The 21,645-nt window shown below is 59.4% G+C and carries 16 protein-coding genes, 2 tRNA genes and 1 riboswitch; of the genes, 11 read left to right on the top strand and 7 right to left on the bottom strand.

The genetic code is table 11. The features are described from left to right. Position 1: 1 nt before the first annotated feature. Positions 2–1,285: an NAD(P)/FAD-dependent oxidoreductase gene (locus KF712_15685; protein ID MBX3742427.1), complete on the top strand. Its 1,284-nt coding sequence runs from the start codon at positions 2–4 to the stop codon at positions 1,283–1,285. A gap of 460 nt (positions 1,286–1,745) precedes the next feature. Further along, on the top strand, positions 1,746–2,285 hold the full coding sequence (locus KF712_15680) for a hypothetical protein (protein MBX3742426.1): 540 nt from the start codon (positions 1,746–1,748) through the stop codon (positions 2,283–2,285). Between the two features lie 118 nt (positions 2,286–2,403). Here KF712_15680 and KF712_15675 read toward each other — a convergent pair whose 3' ends face one another. The 4 genes from KF712_15675 to KF712_15660 form a co-directional block, all read right to left on the bottom strand. Next, positions 2,404–4,299, bottom strand: coding sequence for a hypothetical protein (locus KF712_15675; protein ID MBX3742425.1), 1,896 nt, complete (start codon positions 4,297–4,299; stop codon positions 2,404–2,406). A gap of 510 nt (positions 4,300–4,809) precedes the next feature. Next, positions 4,810–5,382, bottom strand: coding sequence for a hypothetical protein (locus KF712_15670; protein MBX3742424.1), 573 nt, complete (start codon positions 5,380–5,382; stop codon positions 4,810–4,812). A gap of 347 nt (positions 5,383–5,729) precedes the next feature. Next, positions 5,730–7,730, bottom strand: a complete 2,001-nt coding sequence (gene thiC, locus KF712_15665) for a phosphomethylpyrimidine synthase ThiC (GenBank protein ID MBX3742423.1) — start codon at positions 7,728–7,730, stop codon at positions 5,730–5,732. A gap of 79 nt (positions 7,731–7,809) precedes the next feature. Then, a riboswitch (TPP riboswitch) is annotated at positions 7,810–7,923 on the bottom strand. A 72-nt stretch (positions 7,924–7,995) separates the two neighbouring features. Then, positions 7,996–8,196, bottom strand: a complete 201-nt coding sequence (locus KF712_15660) for a hypothetical protein (GenBank protein ID MBX3742422.1) — start codon at positions 8,194–8,196, stop codon at positions 7,996–7,998. Positions 8,197–8,404: 208 nt separating this feature from the next. Here KF712_15660 and KF712_15655 point away from each other — a divergent pair. The 5 genes from KF712_15655 to KF712_15635 all read left to right on the top strand — a co-directional run bounded on the left by KF712_15655 (position 8,405) and on the right by KF712_15635 (position 12,515). Next, positions 8,405–8,481 (top strand) — tRNA-Pro (locus KF712_15655). 101 nt (positions 8,482–8,582) lie between these two features. Beyond that, positions 8,583–8,927 (top strand): hypothetical protein, encoded by a 345-nt coding sequence (locus tag KF712_15650; protein MBX3742421.1) that lies wholly within the window; start codon positions 8,583–8,585, stop codon positions 8,925–8,927. A gap of 435 nt (positions 8,928–9,362) precedes the next feature. Beyond that, positions 9,363–11,324 (top strand): protein kinase, encoded by a 1,962-nt coding sequence (locus KF712_15645; protein ID MBX3742420.1) that lies wholly within the window; start codon positions 9,363–9,365, stop codon positions 11,322–11,324. Then, entirely contained in the window at positions 11,321–11,809 is a 489-nt protein-coding gene (locus tag KF712_15640) for a hypothetical protein (GenBank protein MBX3742419.1), read from the top strand. The genes KF712_15645 and KF712_15640 overlap by 4 nt, the downstream gene beginning before the upstream one ends. Beyond that, positions 11,802–12,515 carry a sigma-70 family RNA polymerase sigma factor gene (locus KF712_15635; protein MBX3742418.1) on the top strand — a complete coding sequence of 238 codons (714 nt, stop codon included), beginning with the start codon at positions 11,802–11,804 and terminating at the stop codon, positions 12,513–12,515. The genes KF712_15640 and KF712_15635 overlap by 8 nt, the downstream gene beginning before the upstream one ends. A gap of 11 nt (positions 12,516–12,526) precedes the next feature. Here KF712_15635 and KF712_15630 read toward each other — a convergent pair whose 3' ends face one another. Next, a complete protein-coding gene (locus KF712_15630; GenBank protein MBX3742417.1) occupies positions 12,527–14,428 on the bottom strand; it encodes a KUP/HAK/KT family potassium transporter in 1,902 nt (633 codons plus the stop codon). 149 nt (positions 14,429–14,577) lie between these two features. Between KF712_15630 and KF712_15625 the strand changes: the two genes are divergently transcribed. From KF712_15625 to KF712_15610, 4 genes are all read left to right on the top strand, one after another. Further along, positions 14,578–16,155 carry a S8 family serine peptidase gene (locus tag KF712_15625; GenBank protein MBX3742416.1) on the top strand — a complete coding sequence of 526 codons (1,578 nt, stop codon included), beginning with the start codon at positions 14,578–14,580 and terminating at the stop codon, positions 16,153–16,155. Then, entirely contained in the window at positions 16,124–16,930 is an 807-nt protein-coding gene (locus tag KF712_15620; GenBank protein MBX3742415.1) for a hypothetical protein, read from the top strand. Before KF712_15625 ends, KF712_15620 begins: the two co-directional genes overlap by 32 nt. Before the next feature lie 342 nt (positions 16,931–17,272). Beyond that, positions 17,273–17,355, top strand: a tRNA-Leu gene (locus tag KF712_15615). Positions 17,356–17,377: 22 nt separating this feature from the next. Then, entirely contained in the window at positions 17,378–18,052 is a 675-nt protein-coding gene (locus KF712_15610) for a hypothetical protein (protein MBX3742414.1), read from the top strand. A gap of 22 nt (positions 18,053–18,074) precedes the next feature. Here KF712_15610 and KF712_15605 read toward each other — a convergent pair whose 3' ends face one another. Together KF712_15605 and KF712_15600 are read right to left on the bottom strand one after the other, a co-directional pair. After that, a complete protein-coding gene (locus KF712_15605) occupies positions 18,075–20,273 on the bottom strand; it encodes a nitrate reductase (protein ID MBX3742413.1) in 2,199 nt (732 codons plus the stop codon). Positions 20,274–20,375: 102 nt separating this feature from the next. Next, positions 20,376–21,548: a metallophosphoesterase gene (locus KF712_15600; protein MBX3742412.1), complete on the bottom strand. Its 1,173-nt coding sequence runs from the start codon at positions 21,546–21,548 to the stop codon at positions 20,376–20,378. Positions 21,549–21,645: the final 97 nt, after the last annotated feature.

Here is a 21,645-nt window from a genome sequence, read left to right as displayed (position 1 = left end):
CATGAGCAATACCAGCCGTCCCCGCATCGCTGTCGTCGGCAGCGGTCCTTCCGGTTCCATCCTCACCGCGCTGCTCGCCGACAAGGGCGCGGATGTCACCCTCTTCAACGGCGGCAAGCGTCCGGAGATGATCGTCGGGGAATCCGGCATCCCCGCGCTGGTTCCCGTCATGCGGAGGCTCGGCATCGAGGATGAGGTGGCCGCCATCGCCCAGCACAAGCCGGGCGCCACCTTCGCCTTCGGCAGCGAGAGTCCCATCCAGCTCAGCTTCCGCTCCATCGAGGGCATCCTGCCCGCCTATTCCTACAATCTTCCACGCCCGCAATTCGATCAGATCATCGAAAACCGCGCACGGCGCAGCAAGGCCCGCTGGGTCGAAAAGGAGGCGGGCATCATCCTGGCTCCGGAAGGCTCAGGACGCGAGGTTATGTTCGATGACGAAACGCTGGCACAGGTTCCCGAATGGGAAGGCAAGCAGCCGGACCTTATCGTGGACGCGACGGGACGCCGCCGCACCATCGCCAGGTTGCTGAAGATCCCCGTGAAAACGGGTCCTCGGAAAGACGCCGCCCATTTCGCCCACTTCACCGGTTGGCATCACCCCGGCCCTCCGGGGCAGATCATCATTTCCCGCACCGTCTATGGCGGTTGGAGCTGGCAGATCCCCCTGCGCGACTGCATGTCGGTGGGCGTGGTGGTCCCCGGGGAGACGCTCCGCGGGTTCGGCTCCACGCCGGAGGAACGGCTGGAGACGGCGATCGAAAAAGATCCCATCCTCTCCGCCGCCGGAAAGGACCGCCAGCGCATCTCCGGCGTCCCCATTTACTCGAACTACCAACTCATCAGCGACCGCTCCTTCGGCCCCGGCTGGGCGGCGGTGGGGGATGCCTTCGGTTTCGTCGATCCCATGCTGTCCCCCGGCATGTGGATCGCCCTCCGCAGCGGCGAGTGCCTGGCCGATCTCATCAACCCGGACGGTCCCAACGACTGGGATGCCATGCTCCGGACCTATGAGGACGAGATGAGGCACCGCCTCGTTTCCTGGCAGGAACTCATCGAAAAATTCTACAACGGCGAAATGATGGCCGCCTACGCCACCGGTGAGCGATTCGCCAACAGCGTCTTCGGTCCGTTGTTCAAGGTGGTCAACCGTCACATCGACCGCCACTTCGCCTCCATGTGCTGCGGAGCCTATACGGAAAAGCCCTACAGCCGGAAACTGCTCGGCTTCCTCTGCAAGAACCCGCGCGGATTCGATCCGGCGAACTACCGGATCGGCGCCTAGGATCGCCCGTGGCTGCTGCGTCCCGCAGCAGGCCGTGGCATCGGCGTCCCGCCGATGTTCTTCAGAGCTTTGGCGTCCAGCTAGCCGCTCACTCCCCGGACAACTCAAAAATCGACCGCAGCTCAATAAACTCGCTCGGTTCGGCAGTCACCCGTCGTTCCCGGCCCAGAGACTCCTCATACGAGTCCATCTCGAAGATCCAGTGGCCGCCAACATCTTCCTCTATCCCCATGACTGGTCATTCGGTCAGCCATCTCCACACGGGCATCCTCCCGCACAAGCTCTTTTACTTCGGAAGATTCCTCCCGTCCGGATCCACGTTGGGAACGATCTTCCTCATCGGCAGCGAGTTTCGTGTCGTATTTGATCTTCCGCGGCCACTGCTCCGCTGGCGCATTTCTCCCCTTGGTGGTATCTGCCCGCCTTCACTTGGGCCGCCTCGATGTGCACTCTCACCCTGATGGGGAAGGTAGCCTTCGCCCACGCACCGTTCTCCATCCTCAGGCCTGACCTCTCGGTCATTCTCATGCCCGCCGTGGCGGTCACGATCTTCGTCGGCTCTTTCGTCGGTGAGATCGTCTGGGTCAGCTACGCCATCCGCAAGCTCCCCGCCTGTTCCACCCCCTTCATCGGCAGCCAGATCGTCGGCGTCGTCTGGACCCTCTGGTGGATGCCGATGGTGCTGCTCAATGTCGGCGTGTTCCCCGATCTGCCGCCCTTGGCGCTCCTCGTCAGCATGCTCGGCATCGCCGCCATGTGCTCCTTCGTCTATCACCACACCAGGAGCGGCATCGCGGTGCTGATCCTGCAAATGATGGTCAATTCCTCATCCGTCATCTTCCCCGTGATCCCTCACACCGGCGGAGTCGGCACCTTCGTCGCCTACGGCATCGTCTATTACACTGCCGTCGTCCTGCTCTACCTCCGCTTCGGCCCGAAGCCGATGTTGCCAAGCAAGGCAAGCGAGCCGGAAATTATGCCGGTGGGCCAGCCGCAATAATGCATCTGAGAAAAGCCGCCAAGCTTTAGAGTGGGTCTAAGCAATACGTCGAGCTTAGCCTTGCTATCAAGTGATAGTAGTAGGTAGCCAAGAAAATGCCGATGCGAAATCAGCAAATCTAAAAAATAAGGATAAGCGTTTTCAATCCATCCTTATAATTGTCACCAATGCACAGTTTGCTTCCTTCCAAGGATGGATCAATCATGGATGTAGTAAATATTATCTGATGATCAATAACCGACTCTCTCGATAACTCTACGATTGCTTTTTGAAAACGCCCGCTTCGCGCAGGAATCATCCCTTTGTCCTCTATGCAGTCACATAGAATAAATCTGGGGTATCTCATGAATTCCAAGCGCAAGGATGCGAATAGGATCGCAAAATGAACAGCGTTTCTTGCGTAAACTACGGAGCTCGCCGAGAAATTATTCCGACCATCAATATAAAAGGTATTATTTTTCCAGTCGAGGGTCACATTTTCCGCTGAGGTAAACCGTTCCTCCACATCATCGGTCTTGAGGATTTTGAGGGCAATATCACTGATCATCTGATTGACTATAGCAGCCCGCGACTCACGCTTTCTTTTGTTTTGAGCAATAGCGTGGCGATAGTTCTCCGTTTGACTTTGGATCTCCTTTTCTCGATTTTCGAAATCTTTCAATATTCGAATAGATTTTGTGGCTTGCTCTAACGACCTAACCTTCTCTGTTAGTTCGCCTCTTTTCTGAAATAGATCGTCCAATCTGCTATCTCGCGAAGTTTTCGCCAATTTTAGGTTCGCATCTTGCTCTTTTTGGGCTTGCTGAAGAAGACTGAGGTTGGTTTTTGCGTCGCGCGACAATCGGTCGAATTCCGTTATCTTGGCACTAAGAATTTCAGTCGATTCCTTTCTCTGCATCTCTAATTCCGATAACATTCGAAGTGATCTTGAATCAACTTCACTAGCGCTAGATTTACTCTTGCACAGACAGCAATCACCATTTTGAGTATGTTGATCAATCGGGGTAAGGCAAACAGGGCAAAAATCCAATGTTATGTATCCAAGGCTTCTTCTGGTATTGATTGAGTCCTGAATGGAGGTAATCTTTGCTTCGATGTCTTTTATAAAGAGTTTCGAATCTTCTATTTCTAGATTGAGCGAAAATAGTTTTTCTGTGGTAAGTGCTTGAAATTTTCGAAGTTCCAGCAGCTTTTTGGATACTTCTGGATTGCTTGATTTGATGGATTTGAAGTGGTTTTCGTTGTTTATTAGTAAAATTTCACTGTTAGCAGCTTCAATATCTGAAATTGTTTTGTCGCGTTCATTTGAGACTTTTTTGAAATCTATATCTACTTCGAGTTCTGAGAAGACATGTTTCAGTGCCTTAATTTCGTTCTTGGCGGTCTCTAAGTCCTTCAATGACTGCTGTAAATTGAGTTGATCGTCATGAATCGATTTCTCATAAATGCCGAGCATCAAATCGCCAATGGCTTCGCGTTTCAATGAAGAATCGAAGCCTTCGGGCCTCAGGAGAGAATCATAAGGAGAAATTTGATCAACATAGATCAATCGAAGAATTTGATGTAAAGTTATAGAATTTCCGTCGGCTCCACGAACTTCCGGAAGGTTAAGTAATTGGAATAGCTTTTGGGAGAAACTCTCTTTGCTGCCCATCCGGGAATATGGGAAAGACTCCCAGCCGGATATTGGGTTTTTCGAGGCAGCTTCGAAGCTGCCCCAGAACAATTGCAGAGGTTGTCGAGAATCTTCACTGATGAATCTTCTCAGGGAAATAACGACATCATTTATAGATATTTCGGCGCTTACAGTGTCGCATTCTAATGCGTGTTCTTTCCATGTGTTATGGTCGCCTCCGAGGACGTAAAAAATAAAGTCGGCAATCGTAGATTTTCCGTGGGCATTATCCCCTCGAATTATATTTACTCCTTTGTGGAATTTCTGATCATACGCGGCAACTCCTTTGTGGGAGATTACCAGGCGATTTAGTCGCACATTGGGAAGAAAGGGGTTCATTGCAGAAGATCGTATTTATACTCCATCAGGCCGGATCTATGTTTAAGTCCTCCGGGACCTCCAAAAGTTAGTGTTGGCAGTTCGTGAGCGAGGAATGTCAGAAGGTTTCCCAATTCCAGTGCTCGATCTCTGATTTGATTGGAGAGATCTTGAGGTATCGCTTCATTTGACCTTTTGATTAAATTGTGATTTTTGAAAAGGTCGGTGTTAATCAATCCTTTTGAAAGTAAGGAGTGGATTGCAATGTTATGAATGATTTCAATCTGATTGAAAGTTCGCATTGGGTTCTCCAGTCGAGAGTAAGAATTTGCTAACTTTTTGAACTCTGCTCTGTAATGAACCAATGCTTGGGGGTATTTGAGTTTCGAAACTTCTCCGGGAAATAAGAGATAAAAATCAATGATCCGCAACTGATTTGGAGTGAATGCGTGATTTCTGTTTTCCTCTAAAATTTGGAGGATTCGAAATATGTTATGGTAGCAATCTTGTGCGGGATTGTATAATAACATGTTAAGACCATTTTAAATGGCAGTTGCCAGTTAGGAAATAGATCATGCCGGAAATTTCCGATTGATCGATGCGAAGCGGGTTTGATCCTAATAGATTCTCGATGGCATCAATTAGCTCGGTCTGGATTAGTTGATCAATTTCTTCTTTTGAGCGGCCCTCAAGGATCCGAGGGCGAATAAGTGAATTGAACTTTTGCCAGATCATAGCCAGGAGGTGCGCGAAAATTTCTTGTGCTGCCTTTGAATTCTGGTGTCGTGCGAGGCACTTTGTGAATAGTTCCTTTGCTCGGATCGCGAAGTGTATTAAATCTTCTCGGTCTCCTCCCAATAGCTTTTCTTTTACGCCTATAACTGCCGTTGTGGGGTCATCTGGCTCATGCCAGTGCTGTAGCTTATCAATGATCTGGTCGAAAGACGTTCCTGATCGGATTTCCTCATCGTAACTGGCGAGGATTGCCGCTAGTGGGTTGCTTCGGGAGGGAGGAGCATTGATCGTGATCGAATTGTCGATGTTTCCTCCTGCAACATTGCCCGCCGCGGTGATGTTCCGCTGATCTACCCGATTCGAACTCACCTTTTATTGGTGGACTTGTTGATGTCACCTCCGGCTACATCGCCACCTGCAGTGATCCTTGATTGCTCTGTTATGCGTCCCCTAGATGAGGCAATCTTTTTGGATAGAACTTTGACTGTGATCGCGTACGTAATTCCTGATCCGAATAGGAGCCCGGCCAGCGCAGAAATTATGTTGTCCATCTGTGTGTCTGTAATAGCGATCTTTTGTTGCAGTTTGCAACTTTAAAATAAGCTAACAGGCATCGCTCAAGGTAATTTCAAGTTGTCGCCTTGATGAGGTGAATCGTCGGAGCAGACAGACTGATAAGAGAGAAAGAAGGGCGCATCTACCCGCCCCTTCATTGGCTAAGCTCGGACGTACACCTCCGCTCCCGCCTCGGCGAACTCCTTGCTCTTTTCATCCATTCCGGCCTTGAGGGCTTCTTCCTCGCTGAGGCCCTGTTCGGCGGCGTATTTCCGCACGTCGTCGGAGATCTTCATGGAGCAGAAGTGCGGGCCGCACATGGAGCAGAAGTGGGCGGTTTTCGCGCCGTCCTGGGGGAGGGTTTCGTCGTGGAACTCGCGGGCGGTTTCGGGATCGAGGCCGAGGTTGAACTGGTCCTCCCAGCGGAACTCGAAGCGGGCCTTGCTGAGGGCGTTGTCGCGGTATTGGGCGCCGGGGTGGCCTTTGGCGAGGTCCGCGGCGTGGGCGGCGAGCTTGTAGGTGATGACGCCAACCTTGACGTCGTCCTTGTTCGGCAGGCCGAGGTGTTCCTTCGGCGTGACGTAGCAGAGCATGGCGCAGCCGTACCAGCCGATCATGGCGGCGCCGATGCCGCTGGTGATGTGGTCATAGCCAGGGGCGATGTCCGTGGTGAGCGGTCCGAGGGTGTAGAAGGGAGCCTCGTGGCACCACTCGAGCTGCTTGGCCATGTTTTCCTCGATCATGTGCATGGGCACGTGGCCGGGGCCTTCGTTCATGACCTGGCAGCCCTTCGCCCAGGCGCGCTCGGTGAGTTCGCCCTGGACCTGGAGTTCGCCGAACTGGGCCTTGTCATTCGCATCCGCGATGGAGCCGGGGCGGAGGCCATCGCCGATGGAGAAGGAAACGTCATAGGCGGCGCAGATGTCGCATATCTCATCCCAATGGGTGTAGAGGAAGTTCTCCTTGTGGTGGGCCAGGCACCACTTCGCCATGATGGACCCGCCACGGGAAACGATGCCGGTCATGCGGCTGGCGGTGAGCGGGACGAAGCGCAGCAGCACACCGGCGTGGATGGTGAAGTAGTCCACGCCCTGCTCCGCCTGCTCGATGAGGGTATCACGGTAGAGTTCCCAGGTGAGGTCCTCCGCCTTTCCGTTCACCTTTTCCAGCGCCTGATAGATGGGCACGGTGCCGATGGGGACGGGGGAGTTCCTCAGGATCCACTCGCGGGTGGCGTGGATGTTCTTGCCGGTGGAAAGGTCCATCACGGTGTCCGCGCCCCACTTCGTGGCCCAGCGCATTTTCTCCACCTCTTCCTCGATCGAGGAGGCGACGGCGGAGTTCCCGATGTTGGCGTTGATCTTCACCAGGAAATTCCGGCCGATGGCCATCGGCTCGCATTCCGGGTGGTTCACATTGAGCGGGATGATCGCGCGGCCCGCGGCGACCTCACTGCGGACGAACTCCGGGGTAATCTCCGCCGGGATGCGCTGCGGGAATCGTCCGAAAATGCCGGGAGTGTAGGGGCTGTCGGGCGATTGGTGGGAACCGGCGTGCTGCTTGTCCAGGTGGTTGCGGAGGATGTCATCCTTCATGTCCGCGATCTGGGCGCGGCGCATGTTTTCCCGGATGGCGACGTATTCCATCTCCGGAGTGATGATGCCGGCGCGGGCGTAGGCGAGCTGGGTGACGGCCTTGCCGGTGGCACGCAGCGGCTGGCGGCGGTCGGCGGTGAGGCCGGGGAACTCGACGAACTTGTTGGCGCGCTCCGACTTCGAGGCGAACTCGACGTGCTTTTCCGTGAGGTAGCCGTTGTCCTGCGGCTTCACCGGGCGGCCCTCGTAGGCTTCGACGTCGCCGCGCTTCAGGATCCACTCGCGGCGCAGGGCGGGCAGGCCTTCCTCGACGGTGCCGGTGAAGGCGGGGTCGCCCCAGGGGCCGGAACAATCATAGACGCGGACCGGCGCGTTCGGCTCGATCTTGCCGTTGAAGGACTTCGTGTCGGAAAGGGAGATCTCACGCATCGGCACCTGCACCTCCGGGAATAGCTCACCCTGGACATAGACACGGGTGGAGCGGGGCAGGGGGGCGCGGGAGGCGTCGTGTTTCACGGCGGATGCGTCAGGAGCCGGAGTGCCGGTGGATTCGTCGGTGGAGATCATCTGGAAGTGGAGAGTTGGTGGTTGGGAGTTGAGAGAAAGAAAAAGGCCACGTTTGCGGGAAACGTGGCCGGAGAGAGAGGAGTGGTTGGGCTCGACTTCCTACGGCGGCGTGACCCGCGTCAGGTTCGGAGGGTCTATTCCGCGCACCGGAAAATCTCGGCTCCATGATCGAGGAGCACCCCTGTCGTATGTGGGGAAACGCTGGCGGACGATGTTCTTTCTGTCAAGAAAGCCGTGGAGGGGGACGGCGGCCCAGAAACTCCGCTCATTTGTTCCCCATTTCATCCCGCTCCGCCAGGCGTTCGGCTTCCTCCGGGCTTTTGCCCTGCCGTTGGTAGGCCTCGATCCGGTGAGGGCGGGAGATGGCATCCAGAAAAGGTTTCCGGATACTCTCTCCGGTGGAGGGCGGTAGCTGGAGGCAACCGCCCGACAGGATGACCATGATCGCGAGGATGGTCGGTTTCATCGGTAGCGGGAGGTTCTGCCATGATTGCCGGAGGAATTCCAATTCCAACGGATGGTGCTTCGGGACAGGACTCCTGTATCACGGAGGAAAATGGAGTGGCGGTGCTCCGATGGAAACGGCTGGGAAAGGAGCCGCGCCAGAAATTTCAAATCCGTGTAAGTATTTCTTGATCTGGTTGCCCGAATCAGCAACGGTGCGCGCCCGGTCGCGGGGCGTAGCTCAGCCTGGTAGAGCGCCTGCTTTGGGAGCAGGATGTCGTCAGTTCGAATCTGGCCGCCCCGACCACTTATCAGCCCTCCTTTTGGAGGGCTTTTTTGTCCCCGCGCTGCGGAAATTTCCCCTGATCCGTAATCGACATGCGGACGGGCTGTGGATGGGATCGGCGGATGACCATCTTCCGGTCCACCGCTCTCGGGTTGCTGTCGCTTACCTTTTCCTCCTGTGGCGATCCGCAGGCTGCCGCGAAACGGAGCGCCGCGGAGCGGGAGATCGCGTTTGCAAAGGCCGAGATGGCTTCTCTGGAACTGACGATCACCAGCCTGAAAGAGGATGTCGCCACCTTTGAAAAGCATGCCAGCCGCCCGGAGGAACCGGAGTATGCGGCGGTGATCCCGGAGGCACGGACAAAGTGGATGGACGCACGCGACCAACTGCGGGACGCCGGGCACCGGCGCGATGAACTGTCCCGCACGATCCGACAAAAGGAGGCGGATCTCGAAGCCGCCCGCTAGCAGGATAGGGGGCGAAGTGCCTCCCCATCCGGCAATGCGCATCATCCTCAGCGACCAAGGATGGTGGCTTCATCGTCACCCAGATTCGTCCTCACGTTGTCAGCGCGGACGTCTTGTGCAGTACGCCGCCGCTTGGGAGCGCCATTTGCGGGGGAACTGGGTGCTGGGGATGGGCTTTCCTGTGGATCGGGTTTCTTCGGTTTCATGGATCTGATGGGTTGGGGTTCACCCGTGGTTCCGCAGGGGACATGCCACCTGATGGGAGACTCGGTCTAACGGGAGATCCGGTGAAATTTTCACCCTGCCCGCTCTTTTTTTCGTGAAACCCCGTAACGAATCCGTGGACTTTCTTTTGTGGAGAGTATGGCACCAAATCCACAACAGCAACCAGGGGGGGATCCCCGGCCTGATGATCCGCTCGCGGGGTTCGACCCGGTGGATCTCCTCATACAGGGCGCGGGCGACACCCATACGGAGGGAGGGAAAGGCACGTTCGATCCGCCCACCATCGCCGAACTCGCTTCACTGTTCCCCCGGTTCTCCATCCAGCGTCTCATCGGTCGCGGAGGCATGGGGGCGGTGTATGAGGTGCGGCAGTTGGAGCTGGACCGTACGGTCGCCCTGAAGATCCTGCCGCCGGAGATTGGAGGACGGCCCGGCTTTTCGGACCGTTTCGCCCGCGAGGCGAAGGCACTGGCGAAGCTGAACCATCCGGGCATCGTCACGTTGCACGAGTTTGGACAGGCCGGGGGTCTTCATTTCATTCTGATGGAATACGTGGACGGAGCGAGCCTGCGCGACCTGCTGGAACACGGACGCATCTCCCCGCGCGAGGCGTTGGCCATCGTCCCGCAGATCTGTGACGCCCTCCAATACGCGCACGACCACGGCATCATCCACCGGGACATCAAGCCGGAGAACATCCTGCTCGACCGGCTGGGCCGCGTGAAGGTGGCTGACTTCGGCCTGGCGAAGCTCGCGGAATCCACGGATGAAACACCCGCCGCATCCACCGCTGGCGGGGCGCTCCATCTCACGGAGATCGGGAAAGTGATGGGCACCCCCTCCAACATGGCGCCGGAGCAGCTTTCCTCTCCGGGTGAAGTGGACCACCGGGCGGACATCTATGCGCTCGGCGTGGTGTTCTACCAGATGCTCACGGGGCAGCTTCCGGACAAGGCCCTGGAGGCCCCGTCCACGAAGGTCAGGCTCGATGTCCGGCTGGATGAAGTGGTTCTGCGCGCGCTCCAGGCGAAGCCGGAACTGCGCTTCCAGCAGGCCAGCATCATGAAGACACAGGTGGAAGGGTTGCATCCATCCATGACCCAGCCAACAGCGGCTGGGAATCCCTGGAACCTCGACTACCGTTCGGAAGCGACGCTTTTCGGACTGCCGCTGCTGCACGTCACCTCCGGGCCGGATCCGGAAACGGGGCAGGAAAGGATCGCGAAAGGGATCGTCGCCATCGGCAGCAGGGCGCGGGGTGTGCTCGCCATCGGTGGAACGGCCTTCGGCGTCGTCGCCATGGGAGGGATGACGACGGGTGTCATCTCATTCGGAGGATTTGCCACAGGTCTTTTAGCCTTCGGTGGCTTGTCCGTCGGGCTTGTCGGTGCGCTTGGCGGCATGGCAGTGGCACCGGTCGCGGTTGGGGGAGCGGCGCTCGGTTACTACAGCTTCGCCGGAAGCGCCTTCGGAGTCCACCCGCTGGGGTCGAATGCGAATGATCCGGAGGCACGGGCATTTTTCCACCCATGGGGACCTGCCATGATCAACCATGTCGGCTGGATCCTCACGGCGCTCATGGCCTTCGTTTTCCTCGTCGGCTTCGGCGTTCCCATGTGGGTGCAGCGGAATCTCACGCTGGGGAGGGAAATGAGGCGTCAGGAGCGGAAGCGGGGCATTCTCACCACTGTGCTGGTCGCCGTGCCGACATTCATGTTCGCGTTCCTTTTCACCCAGTTCGTTTCCAGGAAGGAAGGGCGGAAACCCGCATCACCTCCACCGGAGCAGGCCGTGAGCCAACCGGTCGTCGTGGAATCATCCGGAGAAGCGACCTCTCCTCAGCCGGACGAGGGGCTCCTGTCATGGCTGGCGATGATCGACGCCCGCCAATATGAGGGAAGCTACGCCGATCTCTTCCCGGTCGCACGGGAGTCCGCAACGGTGGAGCAATGGCAACTCACCATGAAAACCTTCCGTGAGCCGCTGGGAGCGCTGATCACCCGCATGCCGAAGAAAATGGACGAACGGACGGTCCTGCCCGGCATGCCGGATGGTGAATACCGGATCTGGCAGTTCGAGAGCGATTTCGGGAACAAGAAGAAAGCCGTCGAAACCGTGACCATGGCAAAGGAAAACGGCGTCTGGAAACCCATGGGCTACTTCATCCGATGAACCGCTCCTTCAAAGCAAACTGGGGCCGCCCGCTGATCCTCATCTCGACCGCAGCCACCCTCATCTGCCTGGGCGTCGCCATCCACTCATGGCAGCGGGGCCACCATGGTTTCCTCCGCTTCTGGCTGCCGCTCCTTCTCCCGTTCACCGCACTGCCGTTCATGGTGCGGGGCTACCGCATCATCCCGGGTGAGCTCATGGTGCGGCGGCTGTTATGGGAAACGGACATTCCACTCGCCGGACTGGCGGCCGCGGAACGCGAACCGGAGATCATGAAGGGCTGTCTGAGGCTTTGCGGCAACGGCGGGCTTTTCTCCTTCACCGGTTGGTTCTGGAACCGGAAGCACGGGATGTTCCGTGTCTTCGCCACCAACACGCGGGATATGGTGGCGCTGAAGATCGGACGGAAAACCATCGTCGTTTCTCCGGATCGACCTGCGGAATTCATCGCCGCCTTGGAGGAAAGGATACCACGGCATGAGTGACGGGCGCTTTGCCACCACCCGGTGGACCATGGTCATGAATGCGGGCCGTCATGGTTCCGTGGAAGCGGAGAAGGCCCTCGCCGCGCTGTGCGAAACCTACTGGTTCCCCATCTACTCCTTCATCCGCCGCCATGGCCGGTCAAAGGAAGATGCCGAGGACCTCACCCAGTCGTTCTTCGCCGGATTGCTGGATCGTGGGGCATTCGGGCAGCTCGATCAGGCACAGGGAAAGTTCCGCGCCTTTCTCCTGGCCACCGTCAAAAACTATCTGTCGAACGCACGCGACAGGGAGCAGGCCCTGAAACGCGGCGGCGGCCTCATCCATCTCTCATTGGACTGGGAGAGCGCGGACTCCCGCTTCGCCATCGCCTGCGGTGATGGGAGAACCCCCGAACAGGATTTTGACCGGGAGTGGGCGCTCACCCTGCTCGCCCGCGTCCTCTCGCTGTTGGGCGATGAATTTTCCCGCTCCGGCAGGGCGGAGGAATTCGGCGTGCTGAAATGCTACCTCACGGAAGCGAAAGGCGGGATGCCCTATGAGGACGCCGCCCGTCTGCTGGACATGGAAGCCGGCGCCGTCCGCGTGAGGGTCCACCGCCTCCGCAAACGCTACCGGGAATTGCTCAGGCAGGAGATCTCATCGACCCTCGCCGATCCAGCGATGGCCGAAGAAGAGTTGTCAGCCCTGATGAGCGCGTTCGGATAGACACGTCCGTGTCAGAGGGTGAGCTGGGCACCCAGCTCCACCACCCGCCCCGGCGGGAGCTTGAAGTAGGCGGTGGCAGGGGAGGCGTTCCGGGCCATGGTGGCGAAGATCGAAAGGCGGATGCGGTCGAGGAGGTTCGCTTTTTTCCCCACCCCGTAAGTTTCCCTGCCGAGGAAGTAGGTCGCCTTCCCGGGCTGGAAGCGGATCGACTCCGGAAGGTATTTCTTCAGCGCCGTCGGGACATCCGGCTCATCGGCGAAGCCGAAGCGCAGAACCACCCGGTGGAGGCCGTGTCCCAGCTCCGCATGGGTGAGCGACTCCTCCGGCGGAGCATAGGGTTGATCCATGGTCACCACGTGGAGGAGGACGATCCGTTCGTGCAGCACCTGGTTGTGCTTCAGGTTGTGGAGCATCGCACCGGGGACGATGTTGCCGCCTCCGGTCATGTAGATGGCGGTGCCGGAAACCCGGTGGATCTTTCCTTTCCCCAGATCCCGCAGCAGCATGTCAACGGGCAGGGAGTCCCGCTGGATGCGTGCGAACAGCAGGCGGCGGCCGCGGATCCAGATCAGCATGAGGCCCATGAAGCTGGAGGCGATGACCAGTGGCAGCCAGCCCCCGTGGACGATCTTCGAGGCGTTTGCCAGCAGGAACGCTCCATCCACCGTCAGGAAGGCGAGGGTGAACAGGCCGGCCTTTGCCAGCGACCAACCCCACACCGCCCGCGCCGCGGAGAAGAACAACAGCGACGTGATGGTCATCGTCAACGCGATGGCGATGCCGTAGGCCCCGGCGAGGGCGGACGAGGAACCGAACTCCACGACCAGGATGATGCAGGCCACGGCGAGGAACCAGTTGATCGCCGGGACATAGACTTGGCCCACTTCCTCGTCCGAGGTGTGGAGAATGCGGAAACGTGGCAGCACGCCGAGCTGGACCGCCTGGGTGGTCAGCGAGAATGCCCCTGAAATAAGCGCCTGGCTGGCGATGATGGCGGCTCCGGTGGCGAGCAGCGTCAGCGGGAAGCGGAGCATCTCCGGAGCCATCAGGAAGAACGGGCTGCGGATGGCGCTGGGATCCTCCACCAGCAGTGCGGCCTGGCCGAGGTAGTTGAGCACCAGCCCGGGAAGCACCACGCTGAACCAGGCCACCCGGATCGGGCGTTTTCCGAAATGCCCCAGATCCGCATACAGGGCCTCCCCCCCGGTCACGGCGAGGAAGACGGCGGCCAGCAACGGCAGGGAGTGTCTCCATTCCCGTAAGAGGAATGAGAAGCCCTCCAACGGACTCAGTGCGGACAAGACCTGCGGGTGGGTGAGGATCATCCGGATGCCGAGCAGACCGAGAACGACGAACCACAGCAACACCACCGGGCCGAACAGCTTGCCAACGATCTCAGTACCCTTCTTCTGGATGGCGAAAACTCCGGCCAGCAGCGTGACTGAAATGGGGATCACCCAATGCTGGAGCGTGGGTGCGCTAACGGTGAGACCCTCCACGGCGGATAGGACGGAGATCGCGGGGGTGAGCATGCCGTCGGCATAGATGAGGGCGGCACCCGCCAGCCCCAGCAGGAGAACCGTCTTTGGATCGGCTCCTCCCAGCCGCCGGGAAGCGGACCGGATCAACGCGGAAAGGGACAGGATTCCGCCTTCCCCCTTGTTGTCCAGCCGTAGGATGATGAAGAGATACTTCACCGAAACCACCAGCAACAGCGACCATACCACCAGCGAGGCGGCCCCCGTCAGGTTGTGCGGGGTCATCGCCACCGCGTGGGCATGAGGACCGGCGAAACACTCACGGAACGCGTAAAGCGGGCTGGTGCCGATGTCGCCGAAGACAATGCCAAGGGCGGCCAAAGCCGCACCGGCGATCCGTGGATTCGCGGCGCGACCGCCGGGAGACGCATTCATCGTGCGCGGGATGAGTTCCCGCGGACGGATTAGAAAGCGTTTCCCAGCCGTTCCGGAAAGTAAAAAACGGATCAAACGGATGTTTGCGGGCGGTGCATTCCGGAAACTTTTTGATGCCTTCCCACCGGATCCGGGGTTCAATGCTGGTGATGCGCTGGCGTCCTCTGATCTTTGTGACCGGCTTCCTGCTGACGGCGGTGGGAGGCTATCTGGTGGCGCGTACAGCGATCCCGCCCAAGAAGAACGTGCAGGCCGTGGAGAATGGGAAATCCTCCAGCCCGAGACTGCCGCATGAGATGATCAATCCGGATCCGGACTTCCGCAAAGGAACGAGGCCCGCCTTCCAGGCCGACCGCGAGGCGCAGGAGGCCGGAGCGCTCGTCGGGCAGCGCACTCTCGTGTTCGCGAACCGGGCCGCGATGGAGGCGTTCATCGCGCGCGCTGCTGGCAAGGTGAAAGTGATGGGACGGCTGGACCGGTTGTCCGCTCTGCGGATCGGTTTCCTGAACTACGATGATCTCGCCGCGTTGCTGGATGGGAGTGAGGAGATCGGGCTGATCTTTTCCGCCACCTTTCCGGAAAGCGAATCCGTCGCCGCGCAGCCGGGTGCCGTGCCCATGGGGAATGGACTCCTCGAATGGCTGGGCATCACGGGAGATCATTCATCATGGGGGCAGGGGGTGCGGATCGCGGTGCTGGACACCGGGGTGAGCGCACACCCGGCGTTCGGAGGCCAGGTCATCCCCATCGGGGCGGCCGGAGATCCGAATGGTCATGGAACGGCGGTGGCGTCGATGATTCTGGGGAATACCTCGCTCTTGCCGGGTGTTGCCCCGGGTTCCACGGTCATCTCGCTCCAGGTGGCGGATGAAAACGGCTACTCGGACAGCTTCAGGATCGCCGGGGGGATCTTGGCGGCGATGGATGCCGGGGCGGTCATCATCAACATCTCCCTCGGCAGCACCGGGGACAGCGCGCTGTTGAGGAGCGTGGTGGCGATGGCGCGGGAGGCGGGCGTGCTGATCGTCGCACCCACCGGCAATTCCGGGTCCGGGCAGGTGTTGATGCCAGCGGCCTATGAAGGGGTGATCGGTGTCGGGGCGGTGGACAAGGCGGGGAAGGTGCTGGCTTTTTCGAACACGGGCGTGGGCATCGACTTGGTGGCTCCCGGCTATGGTCTGAATGCAGCGTGGACGGGGGATGGCGCGGCGGCTGTCAGCGGGACATCCTTCAGCGGACCGATCGTGGCCGGGATGATCGGCGGAGTCATGCAACAGATGAAGGTCACCAACCTCCAGGCGTGGGACATCATCCTGCGGAATCTGGATGAGACGGGGCAACCGGGGTACGATTTGAGCGCTGGCAATGGATCACCGAACTTCGCACGGGCATTGGCATCCGGAACCGCCGGCATCTACGATGCTGCCTTCGCTTCCTATTGGGTGGACCCCTCCCTCCCGGACCAAATGCAGGTGACCATCCAGAACCGGGGCACCGAGCCGTTGGTCAACACGGCGGTCACGGTGAAGGGGCCGGGCGGCACCAGTTATTTCAACGCGACATCCCTCAAAGTCGGTGCGATCCAGACTTTCTCCGTGCCGATTGGCCGGAACCAGGGTGGAAGCGCCAATTTCGAAACCACCGTCACAATTTCCGGTGGCCAGCAGGATGCCCGGCCGGGTAACAATATCCGGGTTGAAACTCACACACCGTCTCCGGGCTGGTAGCCTGGCCTTCCTTCTGTCCGCTGGGAGCCTGTCGGCCCAGCCGATGCGGGAGGCTCCGCATCCCGGTGCCGTGCCGGTCAACCAGCTCGCCATCGCCGGCAACGCCTGCGGACCGGCGGCCCTGCTCTCCGCCTTCCGCTTCGGCAGTGATGGATGGCGGAAAGCCGCGGATGCGGTGGAAGGGGGGGATGACCGCCAGCGGCTGCGGAAAATCATTACGGATGTCGGCATGCGGCCATCGAAGTCCCTCGGCGGGCGTCCCCGCTGGTCGAAGTCCGGCGTCAATATAGCGGACCTCTGTGACATGGCCAACGAGATGGTCAAGGGACCTTTCCTCCCGGATCTCGAATACGAAATCATGGTCCTGAAACCGGAGGAATCCCACGCGGATTTGCTGGAGCGGGTGCATGGCAGGTTGGAAAAATCCTTGGCGAAGGGAATGCCCCCGGTGGTCGGCATCCGCAGGTTCGTGAAGCGGAAGGGCGGTTGGGTGGTGGTCGAAGCCCATTTTGTGACCGTCATTTCCATTCCCCGGAAACTGGAGAAAGACGCGGACTCGTTCCCGGTCATCTACCTCGACCCGTGGGGCGGGCGCCGCTGCGAGGGACGCGTGGCGGTTTCCGACAAAGAGTTCCTCGCCGGAGACGGCCGGACCGACCCCATCCTGGCACCGTGTCTGGAAGCCGTGTTTCCCCAGGCACTGGTGGGAAAGAGCAAGGTGGGCAAGGGGGAGGCGACCCTGCTGACGGTATCCGCCGCCATCGGTTGCTGGTGATCTTCAGGAAAAAGAGAAGCGGCCCGCCTGATCACCATCCTGGAAAAACCCAAAACCAGGAAGTATCTCACGCGGGCCGCCTTGTCTCGCGACATGGACCAATACCCCGGGTCCGGGCGCTTTCTATCAAGAATCAAGATTCCGGAAAAATTTTCAGGAAAGGGAGACGAGGTGAGGTGCCGCGCATGGCCGGAAAGGAAGAGCTTTCTCCGAAAGCTCCTGTGCGACGGTCCCCCGCCCATCCATGGCACCAGGGTTCTCCGGAAATCACCTTGCCACCCCATTGGAGGGGCGATAGACCGGGCGCGCTGAGATCGGCTCCACACGGGCCGGGGCACACACGCTGTCGTGGCGGAATGGTAGACGCCGCAGACTTAAAATCTGCTGATTGCAAGATCGTGGGGGTTCGAGTCCCCCCGGCAGCATTTTTCCCAGATACCCTTCCGGATGAGTTCTTTGTTGGATCGTTTGAAGCTGTGGTTGGATCCGTTTCCCCGGTCGGGCCCGGAGAATATGGCGGTGGATGAATGGTTGCTTGAAACGATTGCTGATCCGGTTTTGCGTGTCTATGACTGGAGCGGAGCGTGGGGGAGCTTTGGATGCTTTTGTTGCTTGAATCAAGCGATTGAAAATCTTCCGGATATAGGCTTGGTTCGGCGTTCAACCGGCGGAGGAATCGTTGATCATCAAAATGATTGGACCTATTCTTTGGTAATTCCGGAAACGGAGAAATTATTCCGGATCATGGCTACGGAGAGCTATCGGCTGATCCATGAGAAGCTTTCTCTTGTTTTAAGTAATCGATTCAATCTGGTTGTTCCTGCTTCAAGCGATGCTGGATTGGGCGGGGTGTGTTTCGAGAAGCCGGTCGCATTCGATGTGGTGGATGGTGTTGGAAACAAGGTGGCCGGTGCCGGACAGCGGAGAACGAAACACGGACTGCTCCACCAAGGCTCTGTGGCGGGGCGTTGTGAAGCCGATGATTCAATCGACCGTTCAATCCGATTGGCGACTGCATTGTCCCCCCAATGGGAACAGACCGATTTCGATCCTCCATTCGAAGTGATCCACCTAAAGGTGGAGGCCAAATATGGGAACGATACCTGGACCCGGCGGCGATGATTGATTGAATCGCTTGATTCAATCAATTTTGTTTCGGTCGGCGCAACCGCACCGCACAGGCCTTGTAGTTGGGCTGGCGTGAGTGGGGATCGAATGTAGGGTGAGTCAGTTGGTTCACCTCCGGGTAGTGCATGGGGATGAACAGGTGGCCGCATTGGACGGTGGGTGCGACATAGACACGTGTTTCAATCAATCCCCGCCGGGATTCCACCATCACGGGATCGTGGTTTTTCAGGCGGTATTTCCGGGCATCGTCAGGGTGGATTTCCACGTACACCTCGCTCGGGTAGAGTTTCCGCAGGATGTCGGATTTTCCGGTCCGGGACTGGGTGTGCCATTGGCTGCTGGTTCCGCGTCCGGTGAGTAGGAGGAAAGGGAATTGCGAATCCGGCGGCTCCGGAAGGGGGGCGGGGGCGGTGAACAGAAGCTTGGCCTTGCCGCTAGGGGTGTGGAAAAGACCGTCTTCAAACAGCCTCCGCTCGCGCACCGGGCGGGAGTTTCCGCCGGACGGGAACGGCCACTGGATGCCGCCGTGTTCGTCGAGGTGGGAATATCCCTCGATTCCCGTGATGTCGCACGGGCGGTCTTTGGTGAGATCCCGCAGGATTTTGAAGACGGATTCCGGATCCGTCCAGCGGGAGAACAGCCCGCCGCAGCCCCATGCATCGGCGATCAGACGGAAAATGCGGAAGTCCGAAAGCGCCTGACCGGGTGCCTGGCGGAATGGTTTGATCGTTCCGATCCGGCGTTCGGAGTTGATGAAGCAGCCGGCCTTTTCCCCCCATGAAGCGGCGGGCAGGAGCAGGTCCGCCTCCTTCGCGCTTTCGGTGGTGTGGTACATGTCCTGGACCACCAGAAAGTCCAGCTTCTCCCGGAGCCGGGCCAGCCGACCGGAATCGATCCAGGAGTGGAAGGGATTCGTGGCGATGATCCAGAGGCCCTTGATCTTCCCTTCCTCGGCGGCGGCGAGGATCTGGTCGTAGGCGAGGGAGTACTCGCCGGGGATGTTTTCGAGGGGTATCTCCAGGAGGGAGGCGATCTTCGCCCGGTGTTCCGGATCGCTGAAATCATGGCCGCCGACCATGGAGGTCGTGTTGGAAAAAAGCCGCGAACCCATCGCGTTGCATTGGCCGGTGATGGAGTTCGCACCGGTGCCCGGCTTGCCGATGTTCCCCGTGATCAGGCAGAGATTGATCATCGCCTGGGCGGTGCGGACGCCTTCATGGGATTGGTTGACCCCCATGGTCCACCACCAGGAAACCCGCTTGCCGGGTTCTGAAACCGTCCGGGCCAGCGACTCGATTTGCTCCACCGTCAGGCCCGTTTTCTCCGCCACCGCATGGGGCGGGAAATCCGCCACGAACTGCCTGAACTCATGGATGCCCTCCGTATTGGCAATCGATACGGGATCCGTCCGTCCGTCCCGCAGGATGCAGTGGGCGAGCGAGTAAAGGAGGGCCAGATCCCCCTTCGGTTTGAGGGAAACGTGGCGGGTGGCGGCCTGGGCCGTCTCGGTGGCACGGGGGTCGATCACGATGATCTCCGGGGAGCGGCGGTTGCGCATGACCCGCTGCCACAGGATCGGGTGGGCGATGCAGAGATTCGCCCCCACCAGCACGATGACGTCGGATTCCTCGAAATCGGCGTAGGTCGCGGGCGGTGCGTCAAACCCGAACGACTGCTTGTAGGCGGTGACCGCCGTGGCCATGCACTGGCGGGTGTTCGCGTCGCAATGGAGGAATCCCATCCCGAACTTGAACAGGCAGCCGAGGAAGGCCATCTCCTCGAAGGGGATCTGGCCGGTGGAGAGGAAGGCCACGGATTCCCGCCCGTGCTGTTCCTTGATGGCCTTGAAGCGTTCCGTGAAAGTGGCGAGGGCGGTGGGCCAGTCGGTTTCCCGCAGCTTGCCGGAGGCATCCCGCAGGAGGGGGGTGGTCGCGCGGTCCGGGGAGTCGAGCGGATCAAGTGCCTGCCAGCCCTTCGGACAGGCCATGCCGAGATTGACCGGGTAGTGGGCCTGGGGACTCAGGTTGATCGCGCGGCCGTTCTCATCCAGATGGAGTTTCAACTGGCAGCCGGTGGCGCAGTAGCCGCAGATGGAAGTCGTGGTGGAGGCGGGCTTCAGGCGGGCGGGGACTTTCCCGAGTCCGAAATTCCCCGGTTCAAGCACCAGATCCCGGGTGAGGGGGCCGGTGTGGCGTTTGAGAAGACGCGTCAGCACTTCCTCTCACCCAGCAGAAAGCGTGCTAGGGACATGGCGGGCTTCCCCTCCGGCCGAAAAGCGGTTCATTCCCATGATGAACGGGAGTGATGTCCCTCCGGATCAGGCCCTGATGAGCTTGATGTGGACGATCTCCGCAGGGGCGGCGGACCGCAGCGGGAACCAGTTTCCGGCACCGTTGCTGACCACCAGGCTGGCTCCGGGTTTCTGGTAGAGGCCGGACCAGTATTTGTAGAGCATCGGCCCCGGGCCGATCTCCGGCGTGACCATCAGTTGGCCGCCATGGGTATGTCCGGCCAGAGTGAGCGGAATGCCCAGTTCCGCGGCGCGGTCGAAGGCGTGCGGATGGTGGGCGAGGAGGATGGGCAGCGCCTCCGGATTCCGGTTGTTGGAAACTTCATCCACGTGCCCATCAATGGGGTTGTTCCGCCCGTGCCAGCGGATGCCCAGCAGTTCGACCGGGTGGCCTTTGGTAGTCACCACCGCGTTTTCGTCGCGGAGGAGATTGAAACCACGATCAAGGACACCTTTCCCGAATTTCTCCGGACCTTGGAAAAGATCATGGTTGCCCTCGATCAGGTAGAGGCCCGAGCGGGGATCGATGCGGGCCATCATGTCGAGCGCCTCGGGCAGATCGTTGATGGACTGGTCGATGAGGTCGCCGGTCATCAGGACCAGATCCGCCTTCAGCCGGTTGGTGGCATCCGCCAGTTCATGGAGGAGCTTTCCTTGGGTGAACTTGCCCACGTGGGTATCGCTGAGGTGGGCGATGCGGAGTCCGTGCAGGTCGGTGGGCAGATCCTTGATGGGAACCGTGATGTCACGGACGCGGAAACGGGTCCGCTGCGGGATGCTGATGGCGGCGGTGCCGAAAGTGGCGACGACGGGCAGGCTGACAGCCACGGCACCCAGTACCCGGCGGCGGGTGGGGTCCGTCGTGGGAGCGGCCATCTCCGCCGTCTTTCCCCTCTGGATGATGGCCCGGAAGATCGAAAAGAATGCCCAGCCGATCATGCTCGGCAGGGCGATGAGCGGCAGGGCGAACAGTCCCCACAGCAAGACCAGGGAATACGGCCCGCCGGGGACTTTCGGTGCGACTTCCTGCCTCGCCAGGACGATCCAGATGAAACAGCAGAGGATGCCGATCACGCTGACAGCCAGCAAGGTGGTGATCGCGGGATGAGCCTCCAGACGGCGCAGACGCCGCAGCGCCCAGAACAACCACCCCATGGAGATGAGTGGGATCAGCAGGAGTATGACGAGGACTGGGGACACAGCGGTGGATTGCCGCTGAATCTAGCGAAGGAACTCCTTCTGTCCATGGATAGAAAGTATGGAAGTAGCGTCGTGACTTCGTCACGACGGTTGGGGA

The organism is Akkermansiaceae bacterium, from assembly GCA_019634595.1.
Lineage (GTDB): Bacteria > Verrucomicrobiota > Verrucomicrobiia > Verrucomicrobiales > Akkermansiaceae > Luteolibacter.
The sequence above is the reverse complement of the archived record's forward strand: the minus strand, read 5'-3'. Positions and strand labels throughout refer to the sequence as shown.

Excerpts from the sequence above, each read along its gene's own strand:
- KF712_15685 (MBX3742427.1), top strand. The coding sequence starts at position 2 with ATGAGCAATACCAGCCGTCCCCGCATCGCTGTCGTCGGCAGCGGTCCT.
- KF712_15680 (MBX3742426.1), top strand. The coding sequence starts at position 1,746 with ATGGGGAAGGTAGCCTTCGCCCACGCACCGTTCTCCATCCTCAGGCCT.
- KF712_15675 (MBX3742425.1), bottom strand. The coding sequence starts at position 4,299 with ATGAACCCCTTTCTTCCCAATGTGCGACTAAATCGCCTGGTAATCTCC.
- thiC (MBX3742423.1), bottom strand. The coding sequence starts at position 7,730 with ATGATCTCCACCGACGAATCCACCGGCACTCCGGCTCCTGACGCATCC.
- KF712_15660 (MBX3742422.1), bottom strand. The coding sequence starts at position 8,196 with ATGAAACCGACCATCCTCGCGATCATGGTCATCCTGTCGGGCGGTTGC.
- KF712_15650 (MBX3742421.1), top strand. The coding sequence starts at position 8,583 with ATGACCATCTTCCGGTCCACCGCTCTCGGGTTGCTGTCGCTTACCTTT.
- KF712_15640 (MBX3742419.1), top strand. The coding sequence starts at position 11,321 with ATGAACCGCTCCTTCAAAGCAAACTGGGGCCGCCCGCTGATCCTCATC.
- KF712_15635 (MBX3742418.1), top strand. The coding sequence starts at position 11,802 with ATGAGTGACGGGCGCTTTGCCACCACCCGGTGGACCATGGTCATGAAT.
- KF712_15630 (MBX3742417.1), bottom strand. The coding sequence starts at position 14,428 with ATGAATGCGTCTCCCGGCGGTCGCGCCGCGAATCCACGGATCGCCGGT.
- KF712_15625 (MBX3742416.1), top strand. The coding sequence starts at position 14,578 with ATGCGCTGGCGTCCTCTGATCTTTGTGACCGGCTTCCTGCTGACGGCG.
- KF712_15610 (MBX3742414.1), top strand. The coding sequence starts at position 17,378 with ATGAGTTCTTTGTTGGATCGTTTGAAGCTGTGGTTGGATCCGTTTCCC.